This window comes from Verrucomicrobiia bacterium, assembly GCA_036405135.1.
In the GTDB taxonomy this organism is placed as follows: domain Bacteria; phylum Verrucomicrobiota; class Verrucomicrobiia; order Limisphaerales; family JAEYXS01; genus JAEYXS01.
The window spans coordinates 77754-93938 of sequence record DASWYF010000025.1; the positions used below are offsets into that span (position 1 = coordinate 77754).

General features: G+C 53.4%; 6 protein-coding genes, 2 tRNA genes, 3 rRNA genes, 1 other RNA gene and 1 pseudogene. 2 read left to right on the plus strand and 11 right to left on the minus strand.

Going from position 1 to position 16185, the window contains the following annotated elements:
* The first annotated feature begins 176 nt into the window (after positions 1-176).
* Together VGH19_13230 and VGH19_13235 are read left to right on the plus strand one after the other, a co-directional pair.
* Positions 177-3821 carry a PAS domain S-box protein gene (locus VGH19_13230; GenBank protein HEY1172330.1) on the plus strand — a complete coding sequence of 1215 codons (3645 nt, stop codon included), beginning with the start codon at positions 177-179 and terminating at the stop codon, positions 3819-3821.
* A 61-nt stretch (positions 3822-3882) separates the two neighbouring features.
* A pseudogene (locus VGH19_13235) lies at positions 3883-5344 on the plus strand (FumA C-terminus/TtdB family hydratase beta subunit).
* 113 nt (positions 5345-5457) lie between these two features.
* Here VGH19_13235 and VGH19_13240 read toward each other — a convergent pair.
* The 11 genes from VGH19_13240 to VGH19_13290 all read right to left on the minus strand — a co-directional run bounded on the left by VGH19_13240 (position 5458) and on the right by VGH19_13290 (position 15166).
* Positions 5458-6408, minus strand: coding sequence for an aspartate carbamoyltransferase catalytic subunit (locus VGH19_13240; GenBank protein HEY1172331.1), 951 nt, complete (start codon positions 6406-6408; stop codon positions 5458-5460).
* Complete coding sequence (pyrR, locus tag VGH19_13245; GenBank protein ID HEY1172332.1) at positions 6405-6938, minus strand: bifunctional pyr operon transcriptional regulator/uracil phosphoribosyltransferase PyrR; 534 nt, start codon at positions 6936-6938, stop codon at positions 6405-6407. Before pyrR ends, VGH19_13240 begins: the two co-directional genes overlap by 4 nt.
* Before the next feature lie 125 nt (positions 6939-7063).
* Positions 7064-7282, minus strand: coding sequence for a hypothetical protein (locus tag VGH19_13250; protein ID HEY1172333.1), 219 nt, complete (start codon positions 7280-7282; stop codon positions 7064-7066).
* Between the two features lie 116 nt (positions 7283-7398).
* A complete protein-coding gene (locus VGH19_13255; GenBank protein ID HEY1172334.1) occupies positions 7399-8448 on the minus strand; it encodes an Mrp/NBP35 family ATP-binding protein in 1050 nt (349 codons plus the stop codon).
* A 146-nt stretch (positions 8449-8594) separates the two neighbouring features.
* Positions 8595-8986: RNase P RNA component class A (rnpB, locus tag VGH19_13260), an RNA gene on the minus strand.
* Positions 8987-9110: 124 nt separating this feature from the next.
* Positions 9111-9842: a C4-type zinc ribbon domain-containing protein gene (locus VGH19_13265; GenBank protein ID HEY1172335.1), complete on the minus strand. Its 732-nt coding sequence runs from the start codon at positions 9840-9842 to the stop codon at positions 9111-9113.
* 168 nt (positions 9843-10010) lie between these two features.
* Positions 10011-10126, minus strand: a 5S ribosomal RNA gene (gene rrf, locus VGH19_13270).
* Between the two features lie 105 nt (positions 10127-10231).
* A 23S ribosomal RNA gene (locus VGH19_13275) occupies positions 10232-13092 on the minus strand.
* Positions 13093-13261: 169 nt separating this feature from the next.
* Positions 13262-13338, minus strand: a tRNA-Ile gene (locus VGH19_13280).
* 26 nt (positions 13339-13364) lie between these two features.
* Positions 13365-13440, minus strand: a tRNA-Ala gene (locus VGH19_13285).
* A 161-nt stretch (positions 13441-13601) separates the two neighbouring features.
* Positions 13602-15166, minus strand: a 16S ribosomal RNA gene (locus VGH19_13290).
* Together the 16S, 23S and 5S rRNA genes with 2 tRNA genes alongside form the textbook arrangement of a ribosomal RNA operon.
* Positions 15167-16185: the final 1019 nt, after the last annotated feature.

Here is a 16185-nt window from a genome sequence, read left to right on the forward strand (position 1 = left end):
CTGCCAAAATCCGGTTGGCAGGAACTGGATTTTCACGTGACGCTTTGTTTGGGGCCGGGAATAGTCAGGCGGAGCTCTGCTCTGCCTTTTCAGGCCTGAAAAAGCACATGGTCAGGCCCAGTTTACAAAGTACAGAACCTGTCAAGAGGCGCTCGGCAGCAGCAGATGCCAAGCGCATGGCCCTGATCTATGGCTTCGTTGGAGGCTTCTGGATCATCCTATCGGACTTGCTGGTGAATCACTTCACGGAGACCCGTTTCGGGGATGACGTGGGGGACATGGGCAAAGGACTGCTCTTCGTTTTCATCACGGCGTTCGTCCTTTGGAGGCTGTTGCTCAAGGAATTGGTGCGGCGCGAGGAGATCACCCAGGAGGCTTTGCTTTATCAGCATCTCACAGAGTCATCTCATGACGCCATCTTCATGCTCGACCCGGAAAACCAATTCCGGATCGTCTACGCGAATGAGGCGGCAGTGAAGCATTTTGGCCATCCGCGCGAGCATCTCATGACGTTGCTGGTGCATGAGTGGAGTCCCACCTCCACCTTGGAACTGGCCGCGAAGATGTGGACGCGTATCCAAAACGAAGGTCATATCGGGTTTGACTCCACACATGTGCTGGCAGACAAGCGGATCGTGCCAGTGGAGGTCTCGGCCAACAAAGTGGTTTTCTGCGGGAAAGAATATCTGGCCGGTTCGTGGCGCAATATTTCGGAACGAAAACAGGCTGAAGCTGCTTTGCGTGAATCCCATCAACGCTATGAACTGGCATTGCAAGGCGCGGGCTTGGGTGCTTGGGATTGGAACATCCAGACGGGAAAGCTGATCCTTAACCGCCGCTGGGCTGAGATGTTGGGCTACAAGCTGGAGGAGTTGGATCTGACATTGGAGGCGTGGAGGAATCTGATCCACCCGGAAGACCTCCCGGCATCACAAAAAGCATGGGCCGATCATCTAACCGGCCTCACCGAACATTATACAGCCAAGATGCGGATGAAGACCAAGGCCGGCGGCTGGCTTTGGGTGATGAACACAGGCCGAGTCTTTGAAAGGGATGCCGCAGGCAAGCCTCTGCGTGCGCTCGGCACGCACCAGGATATCGATGTGCCGAAACGGGCGAAGCAAGCACTGGACGAGCAGCGCATGATGCTGGAGAGCATCCTGAACTCCGTGCCGCAGGGCATCTTCTGGAAGGACAGGAACAGCATATACTTGGGATGCAACAGGGTTTTTGCCAAAGCGGCAGGTTTGAAGAAACCTTCAGATATCATCGACCAGAATGATTTCGAACTGCCTTGGGGATCGAAAGAGGCGAAAAATTACGTGGCGGATGACCGGAGCGTGATGGAAACACGGACTCCCAAGATGAACATCATCGAACCCATCACGATGGCAGACGGTTCATTTCGCTGGGTAACAACATCGAAGACGCCACTGATCGGAAATGGTGGTGAGGTGTTTGGTATACTCGGTGTGTTCGAGGACATCACCGAGCGCAGGCAAGCACAGGAAGCTTTGCAGAGAAACGAACAGCTTTTCAGCGGTGTATACAACAGTTCGTCCGATGCGCTGTTCCTGGTGGATTGGGATACGCGGCTTATCACGGACTGCAATGCACAGGCGCTCAGGATTTTCGAGGCGAATTCCAAGGAGGAAGTCATCGGCCAGGCAGGGCATCAGTGGCATCGAATCCCCAGAACGGAGGAGCGGGCACGTCAGTCTCATGAGACGGTCGCAGCGGGGCGTGAATGGACTGAGGAGGTGGAATACAAAACGCTGAAGGGAAAATTCTTTTGGGGATTGTTTGCGGCCAGAAAGCTGGATTTGCCGGACAGCCGGACGGCGTTGGTGCGCATCACGGACATCACGTCACTGAAACGGATGCAGCAGCAGTTGCGGCAGGAGCGCGATTTCTCGCGTTGGACGATGGATGTTCTGCCCGGCGTCTTCTATGTCATCGAGGCGGACGGACGCATCCGGGCGTGGAACCCGCAATTGGAACGCGTCACCGGCCGAAATGCAGACCAGCTTAAAGGCGTGAACTGCATGGAGGTGCTCCATCCCGAAGACCATGCCCATACCATGCAGGCCATTGAAGCGGTATTCCGCAACGGGGAGGCGCAAGCGGAGGCGCGTCTCGTGGCACTGGATGGCACAGAACATCCGCATCATTTCCATGGCCGCCGCATCGAGATGGATGGACGTCCTTGTATCTTGGGCATAGGCATCGACACATCCGAGCGTAAGCGCAATGAAGCACGTTTGCTTCTGCAGGAATCTGCGCTCAATGCCGCGGCCAACGGCATCGTCATCACCAATTCCGAAGGCAAAATCGTGTGGTCAAATCCCGCGTTCAGCGCGCTCACCGGCTACGCGGCAGAAGAAGTGAGCGGCCTCACGCATCAAGTTTTGAAGTCGGGACGACAGGGAGGAGATTTTTATCAAAAACTGTGGCAGACGATTTCAACCGGTGAAGTTTGGCGGGGCGAACTCATCAACCGACGCAAGGATGGCACATTGTACGATGAGGAGATGACCATCACTCCGGTGCGGGGATCGGATGGCAAGGTGATAAACTTCATCGCCATCAAGCAGGACATCTCGCAGCGCAAGCAGATGGAAGCGCAGTATCTGCGGGCGCAACGCATGGAAGGCATTGGCATGCTGGCTGGTGGCATCGCGCACGACCTGAACAATGTGCTGGCACCGATCCTGATGTCCATTCAGCTCTTGCAAGAGATGCATCCGGACGATGACACGCGGGAGATTCTGCAAAGTTTGCAGGATTCTGCCCAACGCGGAGCCGACATCGTCCGTCAGGTGCTGACATTCGCACGGGGCATCAAGGGGGAACGATTGCTGGTAGCTCCGAAGCACCTGATCAAAGACATGGGACGTGTGGCACAGGAAGCGTTCCCCAGAAATATACGAGTCTCCACAGACATTCCGAATGACCTATGGAGCGTGACGGGTGATCCGACGCAATTGCATCAAGTATTGTTAAACCTCTCCATCAATGCGCGCGATGCGATGCCTGACGGCGGCACACTGCAGATCAAAGCCCATAATGAGACTGTGAAAAATTTACAGAGCGAACTGGGCATGCAGATCGCGGACGGAGATTATATGGTGGTATCGGTGAAAGACTCAGGCATGGGCATTCCTCCGGAATTGCATGAACGGATTTTCGAGCCATTCTTTACAACAAAAGAGCAAGGCAAAGGGACGGGATTGGGCCTGTCCACGGTGATGGGCATCGTGAAGAGTCATCATGGCTATCTGCGGATCGTCAGCGAATTGGGGAAAGGCGCGGAGTTCATGGTTTATTTGCCGGCGGTCAAAGATGCGGTTTCACACGTAGCGGTGATCGAGAAGACAGCTCCGCCACAGGGCCACGGCGAACTGATCCTGGTGGTGGATGATGAACCGGCCATTGTGGATGTAGCCCGTGATATTTTGGTAAGACATGGGTATCGGGTACTGACAGCCTCCGATGGCACGGAAGCCCTTACCCAGATCGCACAAAACCACGGCAAGGTGCATCTGGTGGTAACGGACATCATGATGCCCTTCATGGATGGTGTCGCGTTGGTGCGAAGTTTGAGACGGATGGCACCAACCATCAAGGTGATCGCGGCCAGCGGACTCGCCTCTGGCGCATCAATGGTGAACAAGGTGGATGAACTGCGACGTCTGGGAGTTCCGCCGATCATGCACAAGCCGTTCTCGGCTGAAAAGTTGCTGAATAATATCAGCTTGGTCTTGAGCGGCGAAACGCTTGAGCCTGAACCATCAGACCGGTCTTCTTCGTCTCAAAGGTAGTTCTGCGTTACGTCGCACGCGTTGACACCGCCTCGCCCACGTCCTAGGTTGACCGGACCATATGAGCGCCTTACTGGAGTCCTTGATCGAATTGATCCGCCGCACATCGGCAGAAATCCCCGATGACGTGCAGAAAGCCATCCTGACTTCGCTGGAGAATGAGAAGAAAGGGACGATCGCGGAATCAGCCTTCAAGATCATCGAGGCGAACATCAAGCTGGCGAAGCAGAAGTCCCAGCCTATCTGTCAAGACACTGGCAGTATCATTTTCTACGTGGAATGCCCCGTTGGTTTCGATCAAATCACTTTTGAAGAGACAGCGCGCCAGGCTGTGACCGCTGCCACGAAGAAGGGTTATCTGCGCCAGAACTCGGTGGATTCGCTCACGGGCAAGAACGATGGCACGAATGTCGGCCCCGGCGCTCCGACGGTGCATTGCCATCAGCATCGCTCGAACGAGATCAAGGTCTCGCTCATGCTCAAGGGTGGCGGTTGCGAGAATGTCGGCGCGCAATACTCGCTGCCGAGCGAGAAGCTGAAGGCGAATCGCGATCTGGATGGTTGCCGCAAGGTGATCCTCGATGCCGTTCTGCAAGCGCAAGGTAAGGGTTGCGGTCCGGGTATTCTCGGCGTGTGCATCGGTGGTGATCGCGCGACGGGTTATGAATTCAGCAAGCAGCAGTTCTTGCGCACGATCGAAGATCGCAATCCGAATCCGGAACTGGATGCGCTGGAGCAGGACATTCTGAAGACAGCGAATGAATTGGGCATCGGGCCGATGGGTTTCGGCGGCAAGACGACATTGCTGGGCGTGAAGATCTGCGCGGCGAATCGCTTGCCTGCGTCATTCTTCGTGAGCATCAGTTACATGTGCTGGGCTTACCGGCGCCAAGGCGTGATCCTTTCCAACGAGTCGAAAATCGAGAAGTGGCTCTACTAACAGGCTTATGACTCATCTAACCGCTCCATTTACCGAAGAAAAGATACGCGCGCTCAAGGTGGGCGATGCCGTGGAGATCACGGGCATCCTCTACACAGGTCGCGATGCCGTGCACAAGTATCTGCATGAAGGCGGCACCTTGCCCGAGGGCGTGAGCTTCAAGGACGGCATCATCTATCACTGCGGCCCGGTGGTCATCAAAGATGAACAGGGCAAGTGGAAGGTGACGGCGGCAGGGCCGACGACATCCATCCGCGAGGAGCCTTATCAGGGGCATATCATCAAGGATTTCGGGTTGCGCGGGGTCATCGGCAAGGGCGGCATGGGTGATCGCACGCTCGCAGCGAACAAGGAATTCGGTTGTGTGTATCTGCACGCGATCGGTGGCGCAGCACAAGTACTGGCGGAGTGCATCAAGTCCGTGCGGAACGTGTATTTCCTGGAAAAATTCGGATCACCGGAAGCGATCTGGGAACTGGAAGTGGAACGTTTCCCGGTGGTGGTAACGATGGATTCACACGGCGGCTCGCTGCATCAGGAAGTGTTTAACAACAGTCAGGCGGAGCTGGCGAAGAGGCTGTGAGTCGGGGGAATCGTTAAAAAGGTTAAAATAGTTAAACCGTTGAAGCGTGTTCTTACGTTTCAACGGTTTTAACTTTTTAACGAATTAAGGCTAGAGCCTCCTCACGTCGGCTGCTACGGGGCGGTAGGCGCCACTTCCTGCGGTCCCTTGCCGCCGTTCACGAGGAACAGCACGGCCATGCGGACGGCTAGACCATTGGTCACCTGTTGCAGAATGACGGATTGATCGCAATCCGCCACCTGGCTGTCGATCTCCACCCCGCGATTGATGGGGCCGGGGTGCATGATCATCACATCCGGTTTCAAGCGGCTGAAGCGAGCTTTGTTGATGCCGAAGAGGCTGGTGTACTCGCCGATGCTCGGGAACATGGCCTTGCGCTGGCGTTCGTGCTGGATGCGCAGGAGGTTCACCACATCCGCACCGCGCACGGCTTCATCGAGATTCCAAGTCACTTTGCACCCCATCTTCTCGAACACTTTCGGGACGAGAGTGGACGGTCCGCAAAGGGTGACATTCGCGCCGAGTTTCAAGAGTGCCCAGATGTTTGAGCGGGCGACGCGGCTGTAGAGGATGTCACCGAGAATGGTGACGTTCAGGCCGGCGATCTTGCCCTTCTTCTCGCGGATGGTGAAAGTGTCGAGCAAGGCTTGCGTGGGATGTTCATGCGCGCCATCGCCAGCGTTCACCACGCTGGATTTCAGGAAGCGGGAGAGGAAATGCGGTGCTCCGGTGGCGCTATGACGGATGATGATGATGTCCGCATTCAGCGCTTCGAGATTGCGCGCGGTGTCCTTCAGCGTCTCGCCTTTCTTCAGTGAAGAAGCTTCGGCGGAAAAATTGATGACGTCCGCCGAGAGACGTTGCGCGGCGAGCTCGAAGCTGATGCGCGTGCGCGTGGATGGCTCCACGAAGAGGTTCACGACCGTTTTGCCACGGAGCGCAGGGACTTTCTTGATGGCGCGTTCACCGACGGCTTTAAACGCGGTGGCGGTATCGAGAATCGTAGTGATCTCGTCCGCGGTGAGGGACTCGATGTCCAGCAGATGACGTTTGTTCCAGCTCATACGCGTTCCAGGTAAACGGTGTCGTCGCCCTGATCTTCTTTCAATTTCACGTCCACGTTCTCATTGCGAGCGGTGGGGATGCTCTTGCCCACGAAGTCCGCCTTGATGGGCAGTTCGCGATGGCCGCGATCGACCAGCACAGCGAGCTGGATGCGACGCGGGCGACCGAGGTCTTTCAAGGCATCCATGGCAGCGCGCGTGGTGCGGCCGCTGAAGAGCACGTCATCCACGAGCACGACGACCTTCCCGGTGATGTCCACCGGGATCTGCGTGGGTTGGACGTTCGGTGTGTGGTTCGTATCCAAGTCATCGCGATAGAAATTCACATCGAGCACTCCGTGAGGAACGGCGTGACCGCAGACTTGTTCGAGCAAGGTGGAGAGACGTTTGGCCAGGTGAATGCCGCCGCGTTGCACGCCCACGACGATGGTGTCCGTGCTGACGTCGTTGCGTTCGGCGATCTCATGCGCCATACGACTTAAAGTGCGCTGGAGCGCACTGGCGTTCATGATGGTGATCCGGTCAGGCATACAAAAAAGAAAAGGGCCCGCAGCTCAGTGCAGGCCCGTCGAAATGGTGTACAAGATTCATTCTGGTTCCTTGGCAGCCTCTCAGGACCGCCTTAAAGGAAAAAATATAATGCTCGGCGAAAAGTTTAGGCGGCTTGGGACTGTCGGGCTTTACGCCACTTGGACCGGTGATGAATGATCCAATCCGTCAGTGCCCGCTCGAATCCGATATCGTAACCCGCCTTCTCGGACTCGATCCATTTATGCCGCAAAATCTCTTCGCGCTCTGCTTGAAACTCGCGATAGAGTGACGAGTTTTTCAGCAAATCGTTCCCGCCCGTAATGCTCTTTGTCTCAGAGGACATACTCACTGTAATAGAGGCGTCGAATTGTTAACCGAATGTAACACCACTCCCCCGGATGACAATCCTGAATTTGGGATGAGGGAGACTACGTAGTCGCTTCTGTTAACCGTTGGTAATCAACCAAGTTGCTCGCGCAGCTTCTTCGCCACTTCGAGGAATGCCTGACCGGGCGGCTTATCTGCGAGCGACACAGCGACGGGCACGCCTTGATCGCCACCTTCGCGGATCTCCGTGTAGATGGGAATCTCTCCCAAGAACGGGATATCCAAACGCGCCGCTTCACCGCGTCCGCCACCGTGACCGAAAATCTCCACACGTTCGCCGTTCGGCGTGGTGAAGTAGCTCATGTTTTCCACGATGCCCAAGAGGGGCACATTCACCTTCTGAAACATCGAAATGCCCTTGCGCACAACGCCTAAGGAAGCTTCCTGCGGAGTGGTGACAATGACGCCGCCATCGAGCGGAGCGGTCTGGCAAAGGGAGAGCTGTGCATCGCCTGTACCGGGAGGCAGATCGACCAGTAGGTAATCGAGATTTCCCCAGTCCACTTGGCTGAAAAATTGTTGAATCGTCTTCTGGATCATCGGCCCACGCCAGATCACGGGTTGATCGGGATCGAGGAGGAAACCCATGCTCATGAGTTTGACGCCATGATTGAAAAGCGGGACGAGTTTTTCATCCGGGCTGACAATCGGACGCTCATGCACGCCCATCATGAGCGGAATGCTGGGGCCGTAGATATCGCAATCTAAGAGGCCGACATCGGCACCGAGCTTAGCAAGAGCACAAGCGAGATTCGCCGAGCAGGTGGATTTGCCCACGCCGCCTTTACCGCTCGCGACGGCAACGATGCGTTTGATGCCGGGAATTTTATTCGAGGCTGGCGCAGCACCACTTGCAGGCGCACCGGGACTGGTGGCCGCAGGTGCTGGACGCACATCCACATGCACGGCCCGGATGTCGGGCAAGGCCTGCAGGAGCTTGGTGGATTCCGTTTTGATCTGCTGGGCGATCTCAGGATTGTTCGTGGTCAATTGCATCGCGACGTGGATCGCGCCATTGCTCACGGCCACCTGTTTCACGAGGCCAAAGGAAACGATATCGCGCGAGTAACCGGGATACTTCACGGTTTTCAGCGCGTTCAGAATGTCATTCTCGGTCACCATGTTTGTGAGGGCTACTGTGTGGGGAGAGAGGCAAGCGCGCAAGAGGGAGAATTTTTAAAATCGTCTGGCAAATGAAATGACGATAAATGCGATTCATCTGCACCGAAGTGGATTTCAGTCAATGAAATCAGGTATAAACTGAAGCTGACTTTGAAAGGGCTGTAAGCCGAATTTTGTCTGCTTCAGCCTCACGGCTGAAGGAGAGAATCATTTGTCTGCGCAGCCAGTACCCGAAACCTGGCCGGTTTCCCGGACCACGAAGCGGGCCGCTTCTCGGTTTCCTATTTGGCCTTGCTCCCGACGGGGTTTTCCGCGCCTCCGCGATTGCTCTTGGAGCGGTGGGCTCTTGCCCCACCCTTTCACCCTTACCGGCCGGACCGAAGTCCGGCTTAGGCGGTTTGTTTTCTGTGGCACTTTCCGTCGACTGGTCTCGCACCAGTCTCCCGCGTGTATCTCTTGCGAGTTACGCGGCGTCGCGCCCTGTGGAGTTCGGACTTTCCTCCCGCCGTTGCCGGCGAGCGATCCTCCGCCCTTTCAAAGTCAGTTTCACTCTACGTTTTCACGCGTGAAAACACAAGCGGAGAGAGAAAATGAAAAATCGTTTTCGTGCGGTGTTTATTGCACGAAAACGACTTTTTGAAAACGTGATGCTTTGGGGAAAATCAATCGGACACGGTGAGATCCATGTCCCGCGTGTAGTAGAGAATGCGACCGCAATTCGGGCAACTGACGATCTCTTGCTGGCCTTGGCAACCAACGATGACTTGAGTGGGAAGCTTCATGTGGCACCCACCGCAGGCACTGTGGACGACACCAACAAGTGCACGACCGGCTTTATTTTTGAAAAGACGATCATAACGGCTAAGTGCTGATTCATCAGAAACAGCGGCTGCGTATTCCGGGCGTTTGGCTTGAAGCGCGGCGAGTTCTGATTTCAATACGCTTTCGCGTTCAGAAAGTTTGGCGAGCATGCCGTCCAAGACGGTTTTGTCAGCCTTGGCGACATCCGTAGCCTTAGTGACAGCGACTTTCGCAGAATCAATCTGTTCCATCACACCGAGTTCCACGTCTTCAATGCCGCTAATCTCCTTTTTGCAGGTCTCGATCTGGCTCGCAAAAGCCTTATATTCTTCGTTTTTCTTGGTCTGGGATTGTTGCGTGGCGTACTTGCGGATGAGTTCCTGCTTGGCTTCGACATCCAGCTCGAGACGTTTACGCTCGGATTCGAGTTGTTTGAGCTGGGTTTTGGCGTTTTCCAAGGCTTGGGTGGAGCCGCTGATCTTGGAATTCGCAGCTTGACGCTGCGGGCCTACACCGGAAAGTTCTTCCTGAGTCTTGAGAATCTTTTGATCGTGAGACTGGAGGACCAGGAGTTTTTCAATGACGTCGAGCATGCTTGGCTGAAAAGTGAGGAGACGGTATCGGGCAGAACCAAGGGCGTCAACGGAACATCACGGAAAGTGGGAGAAATTTTTGATACTTTGCGTGAAGCGAATAAAATGAAGATGTGTAAAAGCAAAAAGACCGGTCTGAACTGCACAGACCGGTCTTTTTTTAGAAAGAATTGGCGCCTACCTACTCTCGCGGAAGCTATACAACCACTACCATTGGCAACGCAGTGTTTGACGGCCGAGTTCGGGATGGGATCGGGTCGGACCACTGCTTTATAAGCACCAAAAAGTTTTAAAGAACGTTGTTCTCTGAAATCTGCACATAGAGACATGTCGAATAGAGCAGACATGTTTCGCGAGTCAAAAATCGCAATTTCCTGTGAAGGAAAAAAGCGATCAAGCCGCACGACCGATTAGTATTAGTCCGCTGAACAGATTACTCTGATTACACGCCTAACCTATCAACCCGGTAGTCTTCCGGGGGTCTTTAGGGACTTGCGTCCGGGAAACCATATCTTGGGAGGAGCTTGGCACTTAGATGCTTTCAGCGCTTATCTCTTCCGCACATGGCTACGCAACGATGCTCCTGACGGAACAATTGCCACACCAGAAGTGCGTCTAACCCGGTCCTCTCGTACTAAGGTTAGAACCCCTCAAGTTTCCTGCGCCCACAGTGGATAAGGACCGAACTGTCTCACGACGTTCTGAACCCAGCTCGCGTACCGCTTTAACCGGCGAACAGCCGGACCCTTGGGACCTTCTCCAGCCCCAGGATGCGATGAGCCGACATCGAGGTGCCAAACCGGATCGTCGATGTGAACTCTTGGATCCGATCAGCCTGTTATCCCTAGCGTACCTTTTGTCCGTTGAGCGACAGCAATTCCACATTCTACTGTCGGATCATTTGGGCCTGCTTTCGCATCTGCTCGACTTGTTGGTCTTACAGTTAACCTGGCTTATACCCATACGCTCGACGCATGGTTGCAAACCATGCTGAGCCAAGCTTCGCGCTCCTCCGTTACCGTTTGGGAGGAAACCGCCCCAGTCAAACTGACCCGCACGCACTGTCCCCCACCTGGCTTCACAGGGTTGAGGTTAGAATTCTAATTAACGAAGAGTGGTGTTTCACATTGCGACTCCATGAGAACCGAAGCCCTCACTTCAAAGTCTCCCACCTACGCTACGCATCATTAATCAGAACACAATACGAGCTTACAGTAAAGGTGCATAGGGTCTTTCCGTCCTACTGCGGGCAGGCGGCATCTTCACCGCCGTTACAGTTTCGCCGAGATCCTCTCCGAGACAGTCGTTCAGTCGTTACAAGATTCGTGCAGGTCGGAACTTACCCGACAAGGAATTTCGCTACCTTAGGACCGTTATAGTTACGGCCGACATTCACGGGGACTTAGGCACCGAGCTTCGCCTTGCGGCTAACAAAGCACCTTGATCTTTCCGCATTGGTCACTTGTCACACCCTATACGTAGTCTTCACGACGTGGCAGAGTGCTGTGTTTTTGTTAAACAGTCGCTAAACGCAATTTACTGAGACCCACCGAAGTGGGCACCCCTTCTCCCGAAGTTACGGGGCTAATTTGCCGAGTTCCTTAGAGAGGTTTCTCTCGCGCGCCTTAGTGCACTTACACTCACCCACCTGTGTCGGTTTACGGTACGGGTACCATGGGGAACAGCTGCAAGCTTTTCTCGACAGATTGTCCGGTGATACGCTTCGGCCGAAGCCTAAGCTCAACATTCGATTGTCTAGTCACTTTTCTCTCTGCGTCACTCACAGCCTTAACCCATGCCAGCGCAGGAATATTAACCTGCTGTGCATCGATTACGCCTTACGGCCTCATCTTAGCTCCCGGCTAACCCTGGGAGGACGAACCTGGCCCAGGAAACCTTGGGTTTACGGCGACCAGAATTCTCATCTGGTTTATCGCTACTCGTGTCTGCATTCTCACTACTCAGCGCTCCACCGTTCATTCCTGTTCGGCTTTACCGCACTGAGTACGCTCTCCTACCAAATAAGAAGATCGAAATCTTCTTAAGTCCGCAGCTTCGGTATATAGTTTAATCGCCAATCATTTTCGGCGCGACATCGCTCGATGAGTCAGCTATTACGCACTGTTTAAATGATGGCTGCCTCTAAGCCAACATCCTCACTGTCTAAGCAACGTCACATCCTTTCCACTTAACTATATTCAGGCACCTTAGCTGGCGGTCTGGGCTGTTGCCCTCTCGGCTACGAAACTTATCTCTCGCAGCCTGACTGCTGGATTAATGGGACCCAAGGCATTCGGAGTTTGATTGGTTTTGGCATCCTGGTGTGGACCCTAAGCCATCCAGTGCTCTACCTCCTCGGGGTACTTATCCAACGCTAGCCCTCAAACTATTTCGGAGAGAACCAGCTATCACGGGGTTTGATTAGTCTTTCGCTCCTACTCACAAGTCATCTCAGGATTTTTCAACATCCACGAGTTCGGTCCTCCACTGCATGTTACTGCAGCTTCAACCTGCTCATAAGTAGATCACCTCCGCTTCGGGTCTATTGCCAGCGACTTGACGCGCATTTCGCACTCGCTTTCGCTTCGCCTCCGCTGCAGAACAGCTTAGGCTTGCCACGGACAATAACTCGCAGACTCATTATGCAAAAGGCAGGCGGTCACCCTTACGGGCTCCCACACATTGTAGGCAGATGGTTTCAGGTTCTATTTCACTCCCCTAGCAGGGGTTCTTTTCGCCTTTCCCTCGCGGTACTAGTTCACTATCGGTTGCCAAGTAGTATTTAGCCTTATCCCGTGGTCGGGACAGATTCATGCAGAGTTTCACGTGCACCGCATTACTTGGGATACCCCTAGACTCCTCGAGATTTTCGCGCACCCGGCTGTCACGGTCTATGGCCGACGTTTCCACATCGTTACGCTAATCCTTCAGATATCACATTGAGGTCCCACAACCCCGGAAGGACAAGTCCTTCCGGTTTAGGCTCCTCCGCTTTCGCTCGCCACTACTTACGGAATCAGTTCGTTTTCTTTTCCTGGGGTTACTGAGATGTTTCACTTCACCCCGTCTTGCTTCTTTGGACTATGAATTCATCCAAAGATACTAGCCGATTAAAGCTAGTGGGTTGTCCCATTCGGAAATTCCCGGATCACAGCCTGTTTGCGGCTTCCCGGGACTTATCGCAGCTTACTACGTCCTTCATCGCCTCTTGGCACCAAGGCATCCACCATAAGCCCTTAGTAGCTTGATCACAAAATTACCTGTTGATTTCTCAACAGTAACTCAGCGAAACATGTATTAATTGCCCTATTACTAACAATTTCTTCTATGTGCAGATGTCAAAGAACTTTGCGATGCTTCCACTTGATAACGTTTAAGCTATCAAGATTCCGTATCACGAAATCAATTTGTTACTGAAGTGGTGGGCCTGACTGGATTCGAACCAGTGACCCTGCGCTTATCAAGCGCATGCTCTAACCAACTGAGCTACAGGCCCATGAAAGTCTCACATTGGACCTTGAATGGTGGAGCTGAGGAGAGTCGAACTCCTGACCTATAGCTTGCAAAGCTACCGCTCTACCAACTGAGCTACAGCCCCATGGCCGGAGCCAAATTGGCCAACGGAATAATTTCCACTTCCGTATTACAAAGAACAGTTGCTCTTTTGAGAGCTGAATTGTGCGATAAGGTGAGCCCACAACCCCGAAGGGTTGCTCCGACCTAGGGTATCTGATTGCTCAGACCCGTAGTTCTCCTTAGAAAGGAGGTGATCCAGCCGCAGGTTCCCCTACGGCTACCTTGTTACGACTTCATCCCAATCACCATCCATACCTTCGGCGCCGGCTTCCTTGCGGTTAGCATAGCGACTTCGGGTACAAACGGCTTTCATGATGTGACGGGCGGTGTGTACAAGGCCTGGGAACGTATTCACGGCGCCGTAGCTGATGCGCCATTACTAGCGATTCCAGCTTCATGTAGTCGAGTTGCAGACTACAATCTGAACTGGGCCCGGTTTTCTGAGATTTGCTTCACCTCACGGTTTCGCGTCCCTTTGTGCCGGGCATTGTAGTACGTGTGCAGCCCTGGTCGTAAGGGCCATACTGACTTGACGTCATCCCCACCTTCCTCCTCGTTTAAGCGAGGCAGTCTGTCCAGAGTGCTCCCAATTAAGGGGTGGCAACAGGACACAGGGGTTGCGCTCGTTGCGGGACTTAACCCAACATCTCACGACACGAGCTGACGACAGCCATGCAGCACCTGTGCTAGCTGGTATTGCTACCTCGTCACCCTTTCAGGCTCCTACTACTAGCATGTCAAGACCAGGTAAGGTTCTTCGCGTTGCATCGAATTAAGCCACATACTCCACCGCTTGTGCAGGCCCCCGTCAATTTCTTTGAGTTTTAATCTTGCGACCGTACTCCCCAGGCGGCACGTTTATCGCGTTAGCTACGCCACGAACGGGGTCGAATCCGCTCACAGCAAACGTGCACCGTTTACAGCTAGGACTACCAGGGTATCTAATCCTGTTTGCTCCCCTAGCTTTCGTGCCTCAGCGTCAGGATTTGTCCAGGGACTCGCCTTCGCCACTGGTGTTCCTCTCAATATCTACGCATTTCACTGCTACACTGAGAATTCCAGTCCCCCCTCCAAACCTCGAGTGAAGTAGTTTCCAATGACATTTCGGAGTTGAGCTCCGAGCTTTCACACCAGACTTACTCCACCGCCTACGCACCCTTTACGCCCAGTGAATCCGAACAACGCTTGGGACCTCTGTATTACCGCGGCTGCTGGCACAGAGTTAGCCGTCCCTTCCTCTTTCGCTACAATCAGCTCACTAAATATTCAATAGTAAGGTTTGTTCGCAAATGACAGGGGTTTACGGATCGAAACCCTTCATCCCCCACGCGGCGTCGCTCCTTCAGGCTTGCGCCCATTGAGAAAAATTCTCGACTGCTGCCACCCGTAGGTGTCTGGACCGTGTCTCAGTTCCAGTGTGGCTGGTCGTCCTCTCAGACCAGCTACCCGTCTTAGCCTTGGTGAGCCGTTACCTCACCAACTAGCTGATAGGTCGCGGGCTTATCGCGAAGCGCCAGGCCTTACGGTCCCCAGCTTTGATCAATCGAAGATGCCTCCAACGGATCACATTCGGTATTAGCTCGCCTTTCAGCGAGTTATCCCCAACTTCGCGGCAAATTACCCACGCGTTACGCACCCTTTCGCCGCTGAACACTCCGAATATTGCTACCCGAAATGTCCCGCTCGACTTGCATGTCTTATCCACGCCGCCAGCGTTCGTTCTGAGCCAGAATCAAACTCTCCGTAGAAAGTTTTGACTTCTGTTGCGAATCCGTAGATTCGCGTTTATTAGTCACTTGTTAAGATTAATCTCTCAGACTTCAGTTAAGAAGCCTTTGAGAGGGCTCTAAAACTTATCGCACAATTCAACTTTCAAAGAGCAATCGAGTGTTTCCACTCAAAATTTTCCCGTTTTAGGGGATAAAAAACCCGAGAGGCTTTCGACTTACAACTTACTCGGCCTCTCAGTGCCTTTCATCAACTAACTGCGCTTACTTTAGAGACGATTAATTTCGCGTCAACAACTTTTCGTAACATTTTTTACTTTGTTACCGATCAGTTGTCGCTGCGTTCACCGTTCACTTTCTTCGCTCACCGTGTCGCGCACCAACGAGAACGAAGATATACTAAGATTGTTTCAGCACAAGAGGTTTTTAAAATTATTTTCGACACACCCCACTTTTCACCCCTCTAAAACACCCCATTTCCTACCCTTGGAAAACCCCATTTCATCCTTTATCCATGCCCCTTTCGTCGCTCTCTGCTTTCTCCAATTTCAGCTCCTTTATTTTTTCTGAAAGTTTTTTCATTTTTTCGTCTCATCTCTCTGTTGTGGACCTCAAAAACCTCTCAATCCGTCACCGAAAAGTCACCTAAAGCGCTTTTCTGTGCTTTTGCATAAACCCCTCTATTTCGTTACATAAAACATTTAATCATAATAGGTTACGTATGTTTAGAAGCACAAAGCATTCTTTTTCCCCACATTCAGATCACTGAATCTCTGCTTTTCCATCCGCATCTCAGCCCATTCACCCTCTGAACTGGCTCATAGCCTCATAAAACCTCAATAAATTGGGCATTTTCAGCCTATTACAAACCTTCAGTCATAGCCTTCACCCATGAATACCTTTATGGATTCACCCACTAAACCCGCCGGAAATCAGCCAGCGAGAGGCACGAATACACCTAAATCTCCCCCTCAAATCCCCCATTCTTCGCCAATATAACGGACTAACTGGGACCTGCGCCTATGCCTTTAGCGCCTAGT

Coding starts and splice junctions, on each gene's coding strand:
- VGH19_13230 (HEY1172330.1), top strand. CDS start 177: ATGGCCCTGATCTATGGCTTCGTTGGAGGCTTCTGGATCATCCTATCG.
- VGH19_13255 (HEY1172334.1), bottom strand. CDS start 8,448: ATGGTGACCGAGAATGACATTCTGAACGCGCTGAAAACCGTGAAGTAT.
- VGH19_13265 (HEY1172335.1), bottom strand. CDS start 9,842: ATGCTCGACGTCATTGAAAAACTCCTGGTCCTCCAGTCTCACGATCAA.
- VGH19_13240 (HEY1172331.1), bottom strand. CDS start 6,408: ATGAGCTGGAACAAACGTCATCTGCTGGACATCGAGTCCCTCACCGCG.
- pyrR (HEY1172332.1), bottom strand. CDS start 6,938: ATGCCTGACCGGATCACCATCATGAACGCCAGTGCGCTCCAGCGCACT.
- VGH19_13250 (HEY1172333.1), bottom strand. CDS start 7,282: ATGTCCTCTGAGACAAAGAGCATTACGGGCGGGAACGATTTGCTGAAA.